Annotated in this window: 21 protein-coding genes and 1 riboswitch; of the genes, 5 read left to right on the top strand and 16 right to left on the bottom strand. The window is 62.0% G+C overall.

Features of this window, described 5'->3' with window-relative positions:
* Nucleotides 1-4 precede the first annotated feature (4 nt).
* Genes G7048_RS15365 through G7048_RS15350 form a run of 4 tightly spaced genes read right to left on the bottom strand, consistent with a single transcriptional unit; the run spans nt 5 to nt 1,560 of the window.
* On the bottom strand, nt 5-532 hold the full coding sequence (locus G7048_RS15365; RefSeq protein WP_166068973.1) for a chemotaxis protein CheW: 528 nt from the start codon (nt 530-532) through the stop codon (nt 5-7).
* A gap of 37 nt (nt 533-569) precedes the next feature.
* Entirely contained in the window at nt 570-935 is a 366-nt protein-coding gene (locus G7048_RS15360) for a PleD family two-component system response regulator (RefSeq protein WP_166068972.1), read from the bottom strand.
* Nucleotides 936-1,337, bottom strand: coding sequence for a PleD family two-component system response regulator (locus tag G7048_RS15355; protein WP_166068971.1), 402 nt, complete (start codon nt 1,335-1,337; stop codon nt 936-938).
* A 49-nt stretch (nt 1,338-1,386) separates the two neighbouring features.
* Nucleotides 1,387-1,560, bottom strand: coding sequence for a rubredoxin (locus tag G7048_RS15350; RefSeq protein WP_166068970.1), 174 nt, complete (start codon nt 1,558-1,560; stop codon nt 1,387-1,389).
* A 94-nt stretch (nt 1,561-1,654) separates the two neighbouring features.
* Between G7048_RS15350 and G7048_RS15345 the strand changes: the two genes are divergently transcribed.
* Complete coding sequence (locus G7048_RS15345) at nt 1,655-2,605, top strand: bifunctional hydroxymethylpyrimidine kinase/phosphomethylpyrimidine kinase (protein ID WP_166068969.1); 951 nt, start codon at nt 1,655-1,657, stop codon at nt 2,603-2,605.
* A complete protein-coding gene (gene hemL / locus G7048_RS15340; RefSeq protein ID WP_166068968.1) occupies nt 2,589-3,911 on the top strand; it encodes a glutamate-1-semialdehyde 2,1-aminomutase in 1,323 nt (440 codons plus the stop codon). The genes G7048_RS15345 and hemL overlap by 17 nt, the downstream gene beginning before the upstream one ends.
* Before the next feature lie 260 nt (nt 3,912-4,171).
* On the opposite strand, the gene G7048_RS15335 is transcribed toward hemL, so the two are convergent.
* From G7048_RS15335 to dusB, 8 genes are all read right to left on the bottom strand, one after another.
* Complete coding sequence (locus G7048_RS15335; RefSeq protein WP_166068967.1) at nt 4,172-4,939, bottom strand: heme ABC transporter ATP-binding protein; 768 nt, start codon at nt 4,937-4,939, stop codon at nt 4,172-4,174.
* Complete coding sequence (locus tag G7048_RS15330; RefSeq protein WP_166068966.1) at nt 4,936-6,000, bottom strand: iron ABC transporter permease; 1,065 nt, start codon at nt 5,998-6,000, stop codon at nt 4,936-4,938. The genes G7048_RS15335 and G7048_RS15330 overlap by 4 nt, the downstream gene beginning before the upstream one ends.
* A gap of 12 nt (nt 6,001-6,012) precedes the next feature.
* Nucleotides 6,013-6,978, bottom strand: coding sequence for an ABC transporter substrate-binding protein (locus tag G7048_RS15325; protein ID WP_240932994.1), 966 nt, complete (start codon nt 6,976-6,978; stop codon nt 6,013-6,015).
* 52 nt (nt 6,979-7,030) lie between these two features.
* Entirely contained in the window at nt 7,031-9,196 is a 2,166-nt protein-coding gene (locus G7048_RS15320) for a TonB-dependent siderophore receptor (RefSeq protein WP_166068964.1), read from the bottom strand.
* Nucleotides 9,197-9,338: 142 nt separating this feature from the next.
* Nucleotides 9,339-9,614, bottom strand: a riboswitch (cobalamin riboswitch).
* Between the two features lie 42 nt (nt 9,615-9,656).
* On the bottom strand, nt 9,657-10,124 hold the full coding sequence (locus G7048_RS15315) for a c-type cytochrome (RefSeq protein ID WP_240932993.1): 468 nt from the start codon (nt 10,122-10,124) through the stop codon (nt 9,657-9,659).
* Nucleotides 10,125-10,143: 19 nt separating this feature from the next.
* On the bottom strand, nt 10,144-11,742 hold the full coding sequence (gene purH / locus G7048_RS15310; RefSeq protein ID WP_166068963.1) for a bifunctional phosphoribosylaminoimidazolecarboxamide formyltransferase/IMP cyclohydrolase: 1,599 nt from the start codon (nt 11,740-11,742) through the stop codon (nt 10,144-10,146).
* A gap of 101 nt (nt 11,743-11,843) precedes the next feature.
* The gene (locus G7048_RS15305) at nt 11,844-12,077 is read right to left on the bottom strand and encodes a Fis family transcriptional regulator (RefSeq protein ID WP_166068962.1); all 234 of its coding nucleotides are present in this window, start codon (nt 12,075-12,077) and stop codon (nt 11,844-11,846) included.
* Nucleotides 12,058-13,134 (bottom strand): tRNA dihydrouridine synthase DusB, encoded by a 1,077-nt coding sequence (dusB, locus tag G7048_RS15300; RefSeq protein WP_166068961.1) that lies wholly within the window; start codon nt 13,132-13,134, stop codon nt 12,058-12,060. The genes G7048_RS15305 and dusB overlap by 20 nt, the downstream gene beginning before the upstream one ends.
* A gap of 200 nt (nt 13,135-13,334) precedes the next feature.
* Here dusB and G7048_RS15295 point away from each other — a divergent pair, with 200 nt between their 5' ends.
* Nucleotides 13,335-13,853 (top strand): YqaA family protein, encoded by a 519-nt coding sequence (locus G7048_RS15295; RefSeq protein ID WP_166070995.1) that lies wholly within the window; start codon nt 13,335-13,337, stop codon nt 13,851-13,853.
* 9 nt (nt 13,854-13,862) lie between these two features.
* Here the strand turns inward: G7048_RS15295 and G7048_RS15290 are convergent, their stop codons facing one another.
* The 3 genes from G7048_RS15290 to nadC all read right to left on the bottom strand — a co-directional run bounded on the left by G7048_RS15290 (nt 13,863) and on the right by nadC (nt 16,574).
* Nucleotides 13,863-14,600, bottom strand: a complete 738-nt coding sequence (locus G7048_RS15290; RefSeq protein ID WP_371747545.1) for a hypothetical protein — start codon at nt 14,598-14,600, stop codon at nt 13,863-13,865.
* A gap of 64 nt (nt 14,601-14,664) precedes the next feature.
* A complete protein-coding gene (locus G7048_RS15285) occupies nt 14,665-15,657 on the bottom strand; it encodes a tripartite tricarboxylate transporter substrate binding protein (RefSeq protein WP_166068960.1) in 993 nt (330 codons plus the stop codon).
* A gap of 47 nt (nt 15,658-15,704) precedes the next feature.
* Nucleotides 15,705-16,574 (bottom strand): carboxylating nicotinate-nucleotide diphosphorylase, encoded by an 870-nt coding sequence (nadC, locus tag G7048_RS15280; protein WP_166068959.1) that lies wholly within the window; start codon nt 16,572-16,574, stop codon nt 15,705-15,707.
* 263 nt (nt 16,575-16,837) lie between these two features.
* Between nadC and G7048_RS15275 the strand changes: the two genes are divergently transcribed.
* Both G7048_RS15275 and G7048_RS15270 read left to right on the top strand, forming a co-directional pair.
* The gene (locus G7048_RS15275) at nt 16,838-17,221 is read left to right on the top strand and encodes a hypothetical protein (RefSeq protein WP_166068958.1); all 384 of its coding nucleotides are present in this window, start codon (nt 16,838-16,840) and stop codon (nt 17,219-17,221) included.
* A 21-nt stretch (nt 17,222-17,242) separates the two neighbouring features.
* Complete coding sequence (locus tag G7048_RS15270; protein WP_166068957.1) at nt 17,243-17,731, top strand: hypothetical protein; 489 nt, start codon at nt 17,243-17,245, stop codon at nt 17,729-17,731.
* Between the two features lie 12 nt (nt 17,732-17,743).
* Here G7048_RS15270 and G7048_RS15265 read toward each other — a convergent pair whose 3' ends face one another.
* The gene (locus tag G7048_RS15265; protein ID WP_166068956.1) at nt 17,744-18,361 is read right to left on the bottom strand and encodes a LysE family translocator; all 618 of its coding nucleotides are present in this window, start codon (nt 18,359-18,361) and stop codon (nt 17,744-17,746) included.
* Nucleotides 18,362-18,436: the final 75 nt, after the last annotated feature.

The raw sequence follows: 18,436 nt of genomic DNA, 5'->3' as shown, positions 1-18,436 counted from the left end.
AATCTCAAACGCCAATACCTAGAAAAACAGGACTCTGCGACATCGCCTGCAGATTCAACTCCTGCCACTGCGCGCCTTGCGCATCCGAATAGCGGGAGCCGAAATATTCGGGCGCTCCCTCGCCGGGTGATTCCGACGACACGAACGCATCCGTGCCGCGCAACCCGAGCAATTTGTCCACCATCAGCGCGGAGTTCACACCCAGCGCCGGATTCATCGCCAGCAGACTCGCATCCGCCAGCGCCTGCTCGGTGCGTTGGATCTGCGTGCCCATGAGCCCGCCCAGATCAACCACACCCATGAGCGCGCCGCGCAGGTTGGCGACACCCAGGAACCAGGGCTTCGTATAAGGCACAGCCTGCACCCCGGTCCACGGAAAAATTTCACCCGAATGGCCGAGCGGCAACAGATACCGCGCGCCAGCGGTCTCCACGGCCAGCCAGGACGACACGTTCGAGCCTTCCGCCTTCGCTGCCTGCAGGCGGCTGGCAAGACGGGTCTGGAGTTCTCTGAGGGCTTCGCGATTGGCCATGGGTCCGCTTAATAACTCTGATGAATCAATGAAATGATCAGCTCAGCGAGTCGATCTTGGCCTGCAACTCGGCCGGATCCACTGGCTTGGTGATGTAGGCACGAGCCCCCTGGCGCATGCCCCAGACGCGATCAGTCTCCTGATTCTTGCTGGTGCACATGATGATCGGCACATCGGCATACAGCGGATCGCGCGAGATCGAACGCGTGAGCTGAAAGCCGTTCTGGCCTGGCATCACCACGTCCATCAGAATCAGGTCGGGCTTTTCTTCGGCCAGACGCTTGATGGCTTCGTCCGCGTTCTCGGCGGTACGCACCTGCATGCCTTTTTTCTGCAGCAGGTCGGTGAGGTACATCAGTTCCGTCTTCGAATCGTCGACAACCAAAACTTTCTGAATGGGCATTTACTTAGCTCCTTGATCCATATTGCCAAACTGCTGCACGGCTTGCAGCAACTGGTCTTTCGTAAACGGTTTGGTGAGGTATTCCTGACAGCCGACCATGCGGCCGCGCGCCTTGTCGAACACACCGTCCTTGGAGGACAGCATCACGACCGGCGTGTCTGAATATTTGGCGTTGCGCTTGATGATTGCGCATGTCTGATAGCCGTCGAGCTTGGGCATCAGGATGTCGCAGAAAATCAATTGCGGATTGAAGTCGTTGATCTTCGAGAGCGCGTCGAAACCATCGTCAGCCAGCAGCACTTCGTGCCCGCCCTGCTTGAGAAAGATTTCCGCACTGCGGCGAATGGTGTTGCTGTCGTCGACAACCAGCACCTTGAATGTTGGATTTCCACCTGTAGTCAATTTCACCGCTCCCAAGGAATCGAAACTTCGCAACTGCGAGCGTTCTTCATCAGATTTCCACCATCTCGAAGTCTTCTTTGCGTGCGCCGCACTCGGGACATGTCCAGTTCATGGGTACTTGTTCCCATGACGTGTTGGGTGCAATACCATGATCGGGAGCCCCCTCGGCTTCGTCATATATCCAACCGCAAATCAGACACATCCAAGTTTTTGAGTTTGTCACAGCTTAAAGAGCCTTCACATAGAATGCAACGATTGTATCTAGACATCACCGTGAGATGCGGCTTTCGCGCCACCGTATACGCTGGCGTCCGTACATGAAACAAGACTCCAACTCCCCCATCTCCCACCAGTCCGAAAAACCAACCGCCGACGAGGTCGCCGCTGCCGTCTGCGTGATGACCTTCAACGCCAACGACCCCAGTGGGGCGGGCGGATTGACCGGCGACACAGCCGCTATCGCCTCCGTAGGGGCGCATGCGCTGGCTATTGTGACGGGCACGTATGTCAGAGACACAACGGAAATCGTCGATTTTGTCGCTTTCGACGACGATACTGTCGCAGATCAAGCACGAACTGTTTTTCAGGATATGCCCGTACAAGCCATCAAGGTGGGCTTCGCCGGCAGTCCCGAAAACCTCGCGACCATCGCCGAATTGACGGCCGATTACTCCGACGTTCCAGTGATCGCCTACATGCCGAGCCTGTCCTGGTGGAGCGACGACCTGATCGACCAGTACCTCGACGCATTTGTGGAATTGCTGCTTCCGCAGACCTCAGTGTTGGTAGGAAACCACAGCACACTGCGCCGCTGGCTGCTGCCGGACTGGGAAAACGACCGCCTGCCCACCGCGCGCGAGATCGCCAAGGCCGCGTCCGTCAAGGGCGTGCCCTACACACTTGTAACAGGCGTGCCTGTGGACAAGGAACATTTCGACAACGTGCTGTGCACGCCGCAGGCCGTGCTCGGCAACGGCCAGTTCGAGCGTTTCGAGCTGAGTTTTGCCGGAGCTGGCGATACCTTGTCGGCAGCGCTTGCGGCCCTCATCGCCTGTGACAATGATCTGGGCGATGCGACGCGCGAGGCGCTGACCTATCTGGACGGCTGCCTCGCCGCAGGCTACCGCCCCGGCATGGGCCAGTTGCTGCCCGATCGCATGTTCTGGGCCCAGCCCGATGAGGATGAAGAAGACGAAGAATCTTCCGAGTCCGACGACGCCAAGGGCGTCGATGCTTCACGAATTCCTCCCAATGACACATCCCACTGACTCCCAAGTTTCTCAAGATCTCAACGTTCCCCTGTTCGAGCGCGCCAAGCGGGTCATCCCCGGCGGCGTGAACTCGCCCGTGCGCGCCTTCAACGCCGTCGGCGGCACGCCGCGCTTTGTCGAACACGCACTCGGTGCCTACTTCTGGGACACCAATGGCCAGCAGTTCACCGACTACATCGGCAGCTGGGGCCCGATGATCCTCGGCCACGGCCATCCCGAAGTGATCGCCGAAGTGCAGAAGGCCGTGCTCGAAGGCTTCTCGTACGGCGCACCGACCGAGCGCGAAGTGCATCTGGCCGAAGCCATCATCAAGCTCGTTCCATCGATGGAAATGGTGCGCATGGTGAGCTCGGGCACCGAAGCGGGCATGAGCGCGCTGCGTCTGGCGCGCGGCTTCACGGGTCGCAACAAGATCATCAAGTTCAACGGCTGCTATCACGGCCACGCCGATTCGCTGCTGGTCAAGGCGGGCTCGGGCCTTGCCACGTTCGGCTCGTCGTCATCGGCAGGTGTGCCTGCCGATGTGGTCAAGGACACCATCGTTCTCGAATACAACGACGTCGGCCAGCTTGAAGAAGCCTTTGCCAAGATCGGCAGTGAAATCGCCTGCGTGATCATGGAGCCGATCGCTGGCAACATGAACTTCGTGCGCGCCAGCGTCGAGTTCACCCGCCGCATCCGCGAGCTGACCCGTGAACACGGCGCGCTGATGATCTACGACGAAGTCATGACCGGCTTCCGCGTGGCGCTCGGCAGCGCTCAAAGCATCTACGCCCAGCAGATCGAAGGCTTCCAGCCCGACATCACGGTGATGGGCAAGGTCATCGGCGGCGGCATGCCCATGGCCGCCTTCGGCGCACGCCGCGAGATCATGGAAAAGCTCTCGCCGCTTGGCCCGGTGTATCAGGCCGGCACGTTGTCGGGCAATCCGATCGCCACTGCCTGCGGCTTGAAAACGCTGGAGCTGATCAGCAAGCCCGGTTTCCACGAAGCACTGCACGCCACCACCGGCCGCCTGATGGCAGGCCTCAAGAAGGAAGCCGATGCAGCAGGCGTTCCGTTCAGCGTCGACCACCAGGGCGGCCTGTTCGGTTTCTACTTCCTGCCCGAACTGCCCAAGACCTACGCCGAAGTCATGAAGACCGACGGCAAGGTATTCAACAAGTTCTACCACGGCATGCTCGATCGCGGCCACTACTTCGCGCCTGCGTTGTATGAGGCCGGTTTCGTCAGCGCAGCGCACACCAACGCCGACATCGACAAGACCATAGAAGCCGCCCGCGAAGTCTTCAAGACGCTGTGATCTCTGGCTTACCCCTTCATACAGGGATGAACCAGTGATGTGATGGGCACGTGCGATGGCGCGTGCTCGGACAGTCCTCTTTTTGAGGTGGCGATATGGGGCCGCATGCTTTGTTGCAGAAGCCTTGCCGTACGAGAGTACTGTCTGCGGCTTCGCGTCGCGCCTGCGGCCCCATCTCGCCATTGGGGTGAGTGATTCGAGTGCCCACTTCGCTGCCTGGCTCGCAGTTGGAATACCTCTTTTTTCCTGTTCGCTGACGTTCAGGCGCAGAACGTCACTCTCGGTTTGCCGGTGAAGGGATGGGCGTCGACCACGGCGTCCATTCCGTAGACCGCTGCAATGTTCTCTGGCGTGAGCACCTCGTCAGGCGTGCCTTGTGCCACCAGCGCGCCGTGGTGCATGAGGCACAGCCGGTCGCAGTACTGCGCTGCGATGTTCAGATCGTGCAGCACCACCAGCGTGCTGCGCCCCACGCCGCGCACCAGCGCCATCAACTCGTGCTGGTAGCGCACATCCAGATGATTTGTCGGCTCGTCGAGCAGCAGGCATTGCGGCTGCTGCGCCAGTGCGCGCGCAAGCAGCACGCGCTGCTTTTCGCCGCCGGACAGGCGCGCGAAATCGCGATCCAGCAGCGTCTTGCAACCGACCTGCTCCAGACATTCACGCACCAACGCCCGATCGCGCGCGCCATGCAGCGCCCACGATGAATGGTGAGGAATGCGCCCCATCATCACGGTCTCTTCCACCGACATGTCGAACGCCGGAGCGAACTCCTGCGTGAGCACTGCGACCTGCTGCGCAAAGCCGCGAGCGGACATCTCCCAGACATCGCGCCCTGCCAACTGCACCGTGCCCGCATGCGGGCGGATCACGCGGTACAGCATGCGCAGCAGACTCGACTTGCCGCAACCGTTCGGGCCGATCACGCCAAGGCATTCGCCATCGCGCAACTGGACCGACACATGGTTCACCACGGTCTTGCCCGCAATGCTCCAACGCAGTTGGCTGGCTTCGAGCAGCACGCTCATGCCGGATCTCCCGCCACGCGCGACTGGCGCATCAGCATCCACACAAAGAACGGCCCGCCGATCAGCGCGGTGATCACGCCCACCGGTACCTCCATCGGCGAAAACAGCACGCGCGCAAGCAGATCGACGACGACCAGAAACAACGCGCCCATCAACGCCGCCAGCGGCAACACCCGGCCATGGTCCGACCCGACGAGCATGCGCGCCACATGCGGCACGACCAGTCCGACAAACCCAATCGCACCGCTCGCCGCGACCATCACGCCCGTCAGCAACGACACCACCACAAACAGCGCACGCCGCAGTGCATGTGTGTTCACGCCGAGCGTGGCGGCGGTCTCGTCGCCCGTCATCAAGGCGTTGAGCGACTGGGTCTGCAACAGCAGCCAGACGATGCCGACGAGCAGCACGATCGCAGGCAGCATCAGGCTGCTCCACTGCGTGCCTGCAAGGCTGCCGAGCGTCCATGTCATCAACGCTCCGGCCAGGTCGCGCTGCCCGGACGTCAGCGCGATCAGGCTGGTCAGCCCGGTCAGAAAATAGCCCACGGCCACGCCGCTCAGAATCAAGCGCGTGGACTGCTGAACCCGCCCTCGCGCGTTGCCCCGCGCAAGCCAGTAGACGGCGGTGGTGGCGGCCAGCGCGCCCACAAAAGCGCCCGCCGAAATCGCATACACACCCGCAAACGCGAAGCTGCCCCAGGCCAGCACGGACACCGCCCCCACCGACGCGCCCGACGACACGCCCAGCATGTACGGATCGGCCAACGGATTGCGCACCATGGCCTGCATGACCACACCGACCGTCGCCAGCCCCGCCCCCACCAGCACGGCCATGAGCACGCGCGGCGCACGCACCAGCCAGACGATCTGGTGCTGCTGCACGCTGAAGTCAGCCGTCGATGACATGCCGAACAGCTCGCCCAGCAGATCGCCCAAGACAATGCGCCAGACGACCAACGGCGGCACATTCACCGAACCCAGCGCCACGCCCGCCGTCATCGCAACGAGCAGCAACAGCGCCAACACGCCAAGCCATGTGCCAAGAGGTCGCTTGCGCATGCTGATCACCGCTCACTTGCCCGCAAAGCGCTCGGGATGCAGCTTGCGTGCCAGCGCTTCGGCCATGTCCACATTGCCGGGACTGGGCGTCGCATCCGAATAGGTCATCACGAAAAAGCGCTTCTTGCGAATCGCCTCGACCTGCGCCAACTCCTTTTTGTGCAGCAGAAAATCGATCTTGCCTTGTGCATCGGGTTGGTCGTAATCAACGATCACGATCCACTCCGGATCGCGCGCGATCACGTCTTCCCAATTGCCCGTGGGCCAGTTGGTGGCGATATCGGCAAAGATGTTCTCGCCGCCCGCTGCTTCGATCAGTGCATGCGGCATGCCGAAGCGGCCCGCCGTCACCGGCAGGCGCTGACCGCTGTCGTAGACGAACACGCGCGGACGTTGCTGGACGCCCTTCATGCGCTGCGCCAACGTGTCGATGCGCGACTCCAGCGCCTGCAGCCTGGGCGCATTCTCCTTTTCCACGTCGAAGATGCGCGCCACGTTGCGCATGTCGATCAGCCCATCGGCCAGCGAGACCCGCTCGCGCTTTTCGACATGGATGCAGGACTCGCGCAGCAAATACGAATCGACGCCGTAGCGCTTGAGCAGATCGGGCGTCACCCCGCCCTGCCGAAAACCATAGCTCCATCCGGCAAACACAAAATCGGCACGCACGCCCAGCATGCTCTCCAGATTCATGTCCTTCTTCGAGAGGTCGGGCACGCTCGCCAACTGCGCGCGATACCGAGGCGCGATCTCCTTGGTCGCCGAGATGCCGGAGTAACCCACCAGCTTCGATCCCAGACCAAGATACAGAAACATCTCCGTGATGTTCACGTCATGCGTGACCGCGCGCTGCGGCACGCGCGTGTAGGTCACGGGCTTGCCGCACACCTCGACCACCAAGGGCTGCGCACGCGGCTGCTGTGCATGCGCAGCACCCAGCACCGAGAACGCCATCGCGAAGACGGCCACTGCGCGCATGCACCGCATTGAAATCTCTGGAGCCATCTTCGCGATTCCTTTCACACGCAGATCAGAAACGGAACTGCCCCGTGAGGGCTACGCTGCGGCCCGGTGCCACCAGCCACTGATCGTCGTAGTACGACGAGGTGGCGTACACGCGATTGGTCAGATTGCGCACCACCAGGCTCAACGCCGTGGTCTTGCTCATGTCCCAGCGCAGCACCGCATCGGCCACCGTGTAGCGCGGCAGTTGCGAGGTGTTGGCGTTGTTGGAATAGCGGCTGCCGACATGGCGCAGACCAAGCGATGTCTGCCACGCGCCGATGCGATAGTGGCCCCAGAGATTGGCCGTCGTCGAAGGCACATTGGCAGGACGATTGCCCGCACGATCAGCGCCCGTGCTGCCTTCTCGGAATTCGTCGAACTTGGCCTTCACGTAGGCCACATTGCCGTCCACACGCAACGCGGCGTTGACCTTGTAGGCCGCACTCAACTCCACGCCGCGCGAGGACTGCTTGCCCCCTTGCACCGACAGCGCAGGCCGCAGCGGATCGCGCGTGATGATGTCGCTCTTGGTGATGTCGAACGCCGCCAACGTCAGCTCGCCACGTTCATCGGGCAGTTGCTGCTTCCAGCCGATTTCAGCCTGCCGACCGCGCGTGAGCTTGAACGCTGTCTGCGATGCGGACAGCGACACGAGACTGCCGACGGGATCATGTCCACGGCTGAGCTGCGCATAAAGACTGCTGCGCTCGCTCAGCTTGTAGGTCGCACCCACGCGCCAGGACGTGCCGCTCAAGTCCGTCGCCGCGGTCGTGCCCGTGATCAGATTGCGCTGGTCGAAGTCATACCAATCGCGTCGCAGCCCCGCCATCAAAAGCCACTGTTTGGACACCTGCCATGCGTCCTCCAGATACAGCGCGTGCTGACGCAATTGCGTTTTGCTGCGCGCCAGATACGGGTCGGGACTCGTCCAAGAACCATGCTCGGGATTCCACGCACTGAGGTCGTTGGACGGCGTGCTGTACGGCGAATTGCTGATGTTCGTGTACCGCGCTTCGGAGAAGTCCCAGCCGATGGCGATGCGATGATCGGCCAGTTTCAGATCGGCACCGACGCGGTTGCCCTTCTGCTCCAGATCGTGGCCGATCTCCAGATAATCGCCGCGCGTGACCACGCCGCTTCGCGGATCGAAGCTGTACATCTCGGCATTGCGCCAGTGGCGATCCGCCTTGAACCAATACAGCTCATCGCGCAAAGTCAGCAGGTCGCTGGCCGTCCACTCGGCCTTGGCACGCACGCGCTTGTCCTTGTACTGGATGTCGCTGTCCTGCACGTTGTAATTGGTGTTGCGCAGCGAACGCACCAGTTGCCCATCGATCGCAGGCGTGCCGAAATAGCGCTCGGGTTTCTGCTCTGCGATGTCGGCAGTGAGGTCCACTTTCAGATCGGCACGCGGCTGCCAGCGCAGGCCTGTCATCAGCTTCTGGCTGCTTGATTTGCCCAGTTCACGCTCGCCATTGCGGCGCTGCCCGTAGGCATCGATGCGGTAGCTCAGCGTCTCGCTGATCGCACCCGTCATGCCGAAACCCAGGCGCATCTCGCCATGGCTGCCCGCGCCCACAAGCAGATCGGTGGAGCGCTCGCGGCTCGGCTGCTTGCGCATGGCGTTGACCGTGCCGCCCATGGTGCCGCTGCCATACACGATGGACGCAGGACCACGCAACACGTCGATACGCTCGTAGCCCCAGGCATCACTCGGATAGTTGATCGTGCCGGAGGCGACGCCGAGCATCATCCCGTCTTCCGCCACGCCCACCGAATTCACGCCCGCAAAGCCGCGACTGGAAAACGCCAGACCGCCATTGCCCGGTGTGCTGTCCACCGACAGCCCCACAGTGCGCGTGACGGCATCGGCCACTTCAAAGTCGGCACGCTCGTCCATCTGCTGCGACGATACCGTGGACACGCTGGCGGGCACATCCTGCACCGGCACATCGACGTTGGCGCCGGACTTCGCGGAGTTGGACAGGCCGAGAGCCGAATCGACCGTGCGCGTCGATTGCACATGCACTTCAGGCAAGGTGGATTGCGCATGGGCCGCCGAAACGCACGCACAGGCCCACGCAGCCATCACACTGACGGGCAGAAGCGCGGGACGAAAACGCGGGAAAGACGTCGAGGAAGAAACCGAAGCGTGGGCCGATGCCGACGCATGGAAAGCAGAGGAAAACATGTCTTCAAACAGAGCAAAAGACTGCCTGAAGTGCAGCCCCACTCTGCGCGAAGACCATGACGACACCACCAAAGTGTGCGCACCAGCCTCGCAAGAATGAAGGCCGTCCACACCCCGCAGACAGTCATGGTTTCAGTGCCGTGGCACCGGAATGTCTGCAGGCCGGTCTCCGGGCTCATGGACGATGTGCTTCATCGAAAAGCACATCCGCATCTCACCTTCCCGATGGAAACGCCCCAGACAAAATCCGGAACACAAAACCACCAGTGGCAGCAGTCTTCGCTGAATCGCGAGCCTGCATGAAATGCTGTCATCCAATTACCGTTGCGGGGGCAGCCAAGGCATGTTCAACCGTTGATCGATCGACCTTGTTCCCGTTTCACCCACTTGTGTGGACACCTGCAAACGCGTGTCCTGCATGAGCTTGTGCCCCCGCAAGACGCGCGAATCCTAACACGCCTCAGCGATTGTTGTCCGATGCGTTGGCTGGCAGCGCGAGAATCCACGTAGCCATTTGCAGCGCCTGCTGCTCGGTGATGTCCGGATGGCGCGGCATGATGTTGCGGCCCCATTCGCCTGCGCCGCCTTCGCGGATCTTGCCTGCGATGTATTGCGCGCCGTCGGCACGCGCTGCGTGGCGCTGGCCGATGTCGGCGAAGGTCGGGCCGACGTAGCTGCGCTCGAAACCATGGCAGCGCATGCAGTCGGAGCCCTTCACGAGGTCCTTGCCCGCGAGCAGTTCGGGGCGTGACTGCAGGGCGGCATCCTGCTTGTTTTCAACGGGGTCGGGCCGCATGATGAGCCAGCCCACGTTGGCCACGCCGAACGCCACCATCGCCATGAAAATCACGATCACCCAGCCGATCCACTTGGGTCGGTCGGGCGCTTCGTCTTCCTCGTAGGGACGAGGATTGTTGTCTTGCGACACGTCTCGGTTCAGCCGCAGATCAGTGGCGGAAGTGACGCACGCCGGTGAACACCATGGCCACGCCGCGTTCGTTGGCAGCGTCGATCACTTCCTGATCGCGCATCGAACCGCCGGGCTGTGCCACGCAGGTTGCGCCCGCATCGACCACCACGTCCAGACCGTCGCGGAACGGGAAGAAGGCATCGCTCGCCACGACCGTGTTCTGCAGGCTGAGCTTGGCCGCTTCGGCCTTGATCGAGGCAATGCGTGCGGAATCAAGACGCGACATCTGACCTGCGCCCACGCCCATGGTCATGCCGTTCTTGCAGAACACGATGGCGTTGGACTTCACGAACTTCGCGACCTTCCATGCAAACAGCAGATCCTGCAGTTCTTCAGGTGTAGGTTGCTTGACGGTCACGACCTTCAGATCGGCCAGCGCCAACTCGTGGTTGTCGGCCGATTGCAGCAGGATGCCGGAGCCCACGCGCTTGGATTCGACGGCGTTGCGGCCGTTTTCCCAATCGGTCTTGCCGCCCTTGGGCAGTGCGATCTGCATCAGGCGCACGTTGACCTTGGCCTTGAAGATGTCGAGCGCTTCGGCGCTGAATTCAGGGGCCATCAGCACTTCGACGAACTGCTTGGAGACGGCTTCGGCAGCGGCCTTGTCCACGGGACGGTTGAAGGCGATGATGCCGCCGAACGCGCTGGTCGGATCGGTCTGGAAAGCCTTGGCATAGGCTTCGTGCGCGTCCTTGCCCACGGCCACGCCGCAGGGGTTGGCGTGCTTGATGATCACGCAGGCAGGCGCTTCGAAGCTCTTGACGCATTCCCATGCGGCATCGGCGTCGGCGATGTTGTTGTACGAGAGTTCCTTGCCCTGCAGTTGCACGCCGGTGGCGAGCGAACCAGGAGCGGGGTACAGATCGCGGTACCAGGCGGCTTGCTGGTGGCTGTTTTCACCGTAGCGCAGGTCCTGGATCTTGATGAACTGGCTGTTGGCCTGGCCGGGGAATGCAGCGCGCTCGGGCACGTATTCTTCGGACAGCTTTTCATCTTCGAACTTCACCGACGACAGGTAGTCGCTGATCGCGCCGTCGTATTGCGAGATGCGGTTGAACGCGGCCACCGACAGCTCGAAACGCAGCTTGTTGGACAGTTTGCCCGATGCGGTCAGTTCGCCGATCACGGCGTCGTACTGGTCGGCAGCGGTGATCACACCCACGTCCTTCCAGTTCTTGGCGGCCGAGCGCACCATGGCGGGACCACCGATGTCGATGTTCTCGATCGCGTCGGCCAGCGTGCAGCCGGGCTTGGCGACGGTGGCTTCAAACGGATAGAGGTTCACCACCAGCAGGTCGATGGTTTCGATGCCGTGTTCCTTCAGAGCCGCCATGTGCTCGGGGAAATCGCGGCGTGCCAGCAAGCCGCCGTGGACCTTGGGGTGCAGCGTCTTCACGCGACCGTCGAGCATTTCCGGGAACTGGGTGACTTCGGCCACTTCGGTCACGGGCAGGCCCTTTTCGGCCAGCAGCTTGGCGGTGCCGCCAGTGGACAGCAGCTTCACGCCGAGCTTGTGCAGCGCTTGCGCGAATTCGACGATGCCGGTTTTGTCGGAGACGGAAATCAGTGCTTTCATTTTGTCTTCACGGAAAAGTGGGAGTTCAAGTAATCGGGTGCCGCGCAGCGCCTTCGCTGCAACGACGGACCCCGGCGGTGGGCCGGGGTCCTGGAGTTGGTTCAAAGCAGCTTGTGTTCCACCAGCTTCTTGCGAAGCGTGTTGCGGTTCAGGCCCAGCCATTCGGCCGCGCGCGACTGGTTCTCGTTGGCCTGCGTCATCACGACTTCGAGAAGCGGCTTCTCGACCAGTCGAATGACCATGTCGTACACGCCGTCGGGCGACTCGCCGTCGAGGTCGCGGAAATAGCTCTGCAGGCTCTCGCGCACGCTCTCTTCAATGTTGTTCTTGCTCATGGGTCGATTCCCTCAAATCCAATGCTGCTTCATTTGATTGCGCAATTTCAACGCGCGGCAGTCGGTCCATCTCGGCGCCCAGCGCATCGAAATAGTCGGCCACCGCACGCCATTGCGCCGCGCAGTCATCCAAAGTGTTGATATGTTTTCTCAAGTCTTCGCCGCCGGGCAGAGCGCGCACATACCAGGCGATGTGCTTGCGCGCGCTGCGCACGCCGGTCAGCTCACCGTAGAGCTGGTAGTGGTCCTGCAGATGGTCGAGCAGCAGACGGCGCACCTCGGCAACGAGCGGCGCAGCAAGGTGCTCGCCGGTTTCGAGGAAGTGACCGATCTCGCGGAAGATCCACGGACGGCCCTGCGCCGCGCGGCCCACCATGATCGCGTCGGCTCCGGTGTAGGCGAGCACGTCGCGCGCCTTCTCCGGGCTGTTCACATCACCGTTGGCGACGACCGGCACGCGCACCGCGTTCTTCACGGCGGCAATCGTGTCGTACTCCGCAAAGCCCTTGTAGCCCTGCTCGCGTGTGCGGCCGTGCACGGTCAGCATCTGAATGCCGACGTCCTCGAACGCACGCGCCAGAACCACCGCATTCTTTTGCTCGTTGCACCAGCCGGTGCGCATCTTGAGCGTGACCGGCACATTGCGCGGAGCGGCAGCTTCCACCACCGCCTGCGCGATTTCCACCGCCAGCTTCTCGTTCTGCATCAGCGCCGATCCGGCCCACTTGTTGCAGACCTTCTTGGCCGGGCAGCCCATGTTGATGTCGATGATCTGCGCGCCGCGGTCGATGTTGTAGACCGCCGCTTCCGCCATCATCTCGGCATCGGTTCCCGCGATCTGCACCGAGATCGGACCGGGTTCGCCCTCGTGATTGGCACGGCGCGAAGTCTTGAGACTGTTCCAGAGATCCTTGCGCGATGTCACCATTTCGCTGACCGCATACCCCGCGCCAAGCGCCTTGCACAACTGGCGGAAAGGCCGGTCGGTCACACCCGCCATGGGCGCAACAAACAGGTTGTTCGCCAATGGAATATGACCAATGTGCAGGGAAGGCATAGGGAGAGGTGCTTAAAAATGCGGCAAAGCGCAGGAAAAGAGGCGCGATTATACCTGCCCAAAAATTAGGCAAAAGAGAATACCGACAAGGCCAACACGGATGGTGCGGCACCCGCTTGACGAAACCCGCAAACTGTTCCTCCCCTCCGACAGAGGCAAACACCCGATGGCCCTACACTTGCGGCCCTATGGAAGCATGGCTGCATCAACTGCTGGAATGGCTCGCGCTGCCCCAATTCGGGCTGAGCACGGTTTTCATCGTCTCGTTCGTTTCGGCCACGCTGCTGCCGCTGGGCTCGGAGCCCGCCGTGTTCGGGCTCATCAAGCTCAATCCCGAGCTGTTCTGGCCCGCCGTGTTGGTCGCCACCGCAGGCAACACGCTGGGCGGCATGGTCAGTTGGTGGATGGGCTTGGGCGCGCACAAGGCCTGGGACGCCGCACGCAAACGTCGGCTGGACGGACACCCGGAACTCGGACAAAAGAAACCGCGTGAACTCACCCGCACCGAACGTCGCGCGCGCGTGTGGCTGCGCAAGTTCGGCGCCAAGACCTGTCTGCTGAGCTGGCTGCCGGTCGTCGGCGATCCGCTGTGCGCCGTCGCAGGCTGGATGCGCCTGCCGTTCTGGCCCTGCGTGGGCTACATGGCCATCGGAAAATTTTTCCGTTATCTGGTGATGACCACTGCGCTGCTGCATCTGGTGCCAGCGCACATCGGCTGAGGCATTTTTTCAGGGCAGGAAAGCTGGAGACAGCAATCGAAGCCCCACCGAAATCCAGCGCTCGCCCCCGCCGCCAAAGCGGTTGCCATAGGTCGTGTCGACCTGCACACGATTCGGAATGATCCAGTAGCGCACGCCCATCTGGTAATGCGGCTTGCCGTCGCCCGCGCCGAAGGTCTCGGCGATCAGATACGCGCGCTCGGTGAGCTGCGTTTCGCTGCCCAGCCCCCAGGTCACATGGTTTCTGCGTGTGCCCTGATCACGTTGCCAACCCAGATTGGTGTGCAGCACAAAGCGGTCATCCGCAAACGAAAAACTCGTAGGCACATAGCTGTACCAACTGCGACCGCCGCCGCTGCCCGAGCGCGGATCGCGCACCGTGCCCACGGCCAGGCCGTAACCCCAACCATTGGCTTCGAGCGGCTTGAACAGCGTCTTGCCCTGCAGCACCTGCGCGGAGTGGTGGGTCGGTCCACCATTGTTCTCACGCGTGAGGGCACCGCCCACGGTCACTTCCAGATTGCCGGTGAAATTGCACGCGGGCTGCGCCCAGAACTCGTTCGTGCCGTTCTGGTTGCGCCGCGCCCAGCTCTCGACTTGGCAGGCCTTGGGATCGACCACGCGCGCGTCGTCGGTGATCATCGGGCGTGCGGCATAAGCAGCGGTCACGCCAAGCGCGCACGGCGCAGCCAGCACGCTGGCCTGTATCGCCTTGCCCATCCATTTCCATCCGGTCACCGACTTCATGCCTGCCCATCCTGTTTTCCATGGCGAGGCATTATCTCCATTTGCGGTGACACCGCCGTGAAGCTCAATCCACCCGCAATCCCAGCGCGTGACTCAACTCGGCATAGCGGTCCATGTCGGCGAGGATCAGCTTGCCGAACTGCTGCGTGGTCTGCCGCTGCGGCACATAGCCCTGGGCCTTGAGCGCCTGCTGCGTGGCGGGTTCGTCGAGGATGCTCATCAGCACCTCGTGCAGATGCTCGACCACCGCGTCCGGCGTCGCCGCAGGTGCCAGCAAGCCATGCCACTGCTGTGCTTCAAAGCCCGGCGCACCTTGCTCCGCAACAGTCGGTACATCGGGCATCTGCGGCAAGCGCTGGGCCGAGGTGACGGCAATCGCGCGCACGCGCCCCGCTTCGATCATCTGAGCCGCACTGCTGGCCGTGACCATGCCAAGCGGCACCTGTCCCGCTGCCACATCGGTGATCGCCGGACCGCAGCCCTTGTACGGCACATGCTGCAGCGCCACGTGCACGGCACGCGCCAGCATCTCGCCCGCCAAATGCTGAGGCGTTCCATTGCCGCACGATGCGAACGGCAACGGCGCATGCGCCTGCCCCTTGAGATCGGCCAGCAACGCCGCAAGCGACTGGTAGCTGCTGGCCTGCGGCACCACCAGCACTGACGCGATCGTGCCCGCATTCACCACCGCACGGAAATCCTTGCGCGGATCGAAATCAAGATGCTGGTACACGCCCGGATTGATGGCGAAAGAACTGTTCACCATCAGCAACGTGGAACCATCCGCCACCGCATCGGCCACATAGCGCGCGCCGATGTTGCCGCTGGCTCCGGGCCGGTTTTCCACCACCACGGTCTGCCCAAGTCGCTCCTGCAGGGCCGCACCCAGGCGGCGTGCCAGCAGGTCCGTGCCACCGCCCGCAGGAAAGGTCACGACGATGGTGATCGGCCTGTCGAAACGCACCGCCGCCTTGCCGGTACGCGACAGCCAGACGCCAGCGACCAGCACGGCGGCAATCAGCGCCAGCACCATCCACGAGAAACGCCGGTTCAACATGGCGACCTCCTCCTTCTCAACTACACACTTTCGAATGACTCAGCAGCTCACGCGTCGAGCCCGATGTCGAGCACGCGCGTGCTGTGCGTGATCCAGCCCACCGCGATCTGATCGACCCCCGTGGCCGCCACGGCGGGTGCGGTCTCGGGCGTGATGCGGCCCGACGCTTCGGTGATCGCGCGGCCCTTGCACATGCCCACGGCCGTGCGCAAATCGTCGAGGCTCATGTTGTCGAGCAGCACCACGTCCACGCCCAATGCCAGCGCGGTTTCCAGCTGCGCGAGCGTGTCCACTTCCAGCTCGATCTTCACCATGTGACCAACGCCCGCACGCGCACGCTTGACGGCGGTTTCCACGCCACCGGCCAACGCAATGTGGTTGTCCTTGATGAGCACTGCGTCATCCAGACCGAAGCGATGGTTGCTGCCGCCGCCCACGCGCACCGCGTATTTCTGCAGCGCACGCAGCCCCGGCATGGTCTTGCGCGTGCAGGTCACGCGCGCACCGTAACCCGCAATCGCCTCGGCAATCGAATGCGTGGCCGTGGCCACGCCGCTCAAATGGCACAGATAGTTCAGCGCCACGCGCTCACCACTCAGAATCGCGCGGCCCGAGCCGCGAATGCGCGCAATCTCGGTGCCCGGTTGGAGCAAGGTTCCATCGCCGCAGCTCACCTCGAACTGCAGACGCGGGTCCATCAGCGTGAACGCCAGACGCGCCAGATCCAGACCCGCCAGCACCCCGTCCTGGCGCGCCACCAGACGCAGCTCCGACTGCGCATCCGCAGGCACGATGGTGTCGGTCGTCAGATCGCCCGCACGCCCCAGGTCTTCCAACAAAGCCATGCGCACCAAGGGTTCCAGCATGACGTCTGGCAGCGAAGGGATGGGCAAGGCGGCAGTCTCTTTAATGCTCATTTTGAGTATATGTGATCAAAAAAATGGAGCGCAAATGCGCAGAGCACTTATGCTAATCATGAGCATAAGTGTCGTCAAGAGGCGAAACCATCCGCCCCTTTCGGCACCTCGGAAATGACAACTACGAAGTGCGCGCACGGCGATCCAGACAAACATTCAGCAGCGCAGTCCGTTTCCGGCAAGCGGAACACTTTGGAGCGTCCTCACAGGAGTCGCAAAACGATAATTGCAACAAATTATTTCAGACGCGCAAGAAGGAAAAAATGGAGCATTACAAGTCTCAGATGATCAACGTCCGCATTCAGCAGTGCATCGGCATCGCGCTGATCTTGGCAGGCGCATATGCGGGCCTCTTCGAACTCAAAGGCAACGACAGGTTCTTCGCGCTGGTTCTGCCACTCTTCAGCATTGGCTTTCTAGGGCAAGCGCACTCCATCCAGAAGCGCATCGAGCACTACGCCACCAACAACTACACGAAGTACGCCAAGGACCATCCGGCCCACGTGACCGAACGCGGCGTGACTTGCTTTCAATGCAAGTCGCCCAAGATCCACACCAAGAACCTGATGCAGGGCTCCTTCACCCGCGAGCACCACTGCGGCCAATGCGGCACCACGCTGTACTACAGCCCCGAGCAGAACCGCTGATCACTGCACCGCATCGCCGCCATGCCCATCACCCCATTTCACTTCGGCCCCGGCGCAGCGCTGCACGCGGGCGCGCCGCGTCATGTGAGCTTTCTGGCCTTCTTCTCGGCCAACGTGCTCATCGACCTGGAATCGTTCATCCACTTCACCTACGGCTTCGAGCCGGTGCACGCGTTCTTCCACACCTACGTGGGCGCAAGCATCGTGGTCGCGTTCATCGCTGCGGTGTTTGCGGGATTGCGCTGGTCGGCGGGCCGCATTCGCTTGCCCAACCTGTTCGACTGGCAAGGTTTGTCGATGCGGCAAGTGCTGATCGGCGCGGCGCTGGGTGCGTACTCGCACATCGCCATCGACAGCTTCATGCACTTCGACATGCAGCCGTTTTCGCCGTTCGTTCCTGGAAATCCGTTTGCGGGCAAGGTGTCGGTGGATACGCTGCAATGTACGTGCGTAGCGGTCGGTATCGTGGGCTTGCTGGTGACTGCTGTGCGCTCGTTCAAACGCCGCTGAGCCCGGCCTCGATCAGATCACATTGAAGATCGAAAGCAGCAGCCCCACCGCGACCAGAACGTACAGACAGCCGGCTACGCGATGGAGCTGCTGCTGGTTGCGAAACAGGGTCTGCGCGCGATCCGCAGCCATCATATAGCCGCCGTAAGTGGCCAGCGAAATGAGCACGGCCACCGCGATCACCGCGATGGTCTGCGGCCAATAGGGCAGTTGCGGCTGGATGAAGCTTGGGTAGATCAGAATGCTCACCAACCACCCCTTGGGACTGGTGAGCGACGCGAGCAACGAGCTGCTGAAAATCCGCATCGAACTGACTGCTCTGCCCTCGCTCGCATTCTCATCGACAAGATCCGTCAAGGCTCCGTAGGCCAGATGCAGGATGTAGGCCACGCCAAACCAACGCAAGGCAGTCAACACGATGGGATGCTCGTTGATGAACACGCCCACACCCGCAAACACCGTGGCGGCATGAATGCCTGTGGCCAAGCCAAAACCCCAGGCACCGGGAATCGCACGTTTCAAGCCATATTTGATCGACTGCGTCACGGCCAGCGCCACATTGGGGCCGGGGATCAGCACGGCGGTGAAGAAGGCCAGTGCGAACAAGGAAAGCAGTTGCAGATCGAGCATGGACGTGGGAAGAAAAGCGTCCGTTGATCTTAGGTGGTCAAGCTGCTTTCATGCGAGCCTCGACTCATGAAAGTT

The organism is Diaphorobacter sp. HDW4B (assembly GCF_011305535.1).
Classification (GTDB): Bacteria; Pseudomonadota; Gammaproteobacteria; order Burkholderiales; family Burkholderiaceae_C; genus Diaphorobacter_A.
This window is presented reverse-complemented; position numbering and strand designations above follow the sequence as displayed.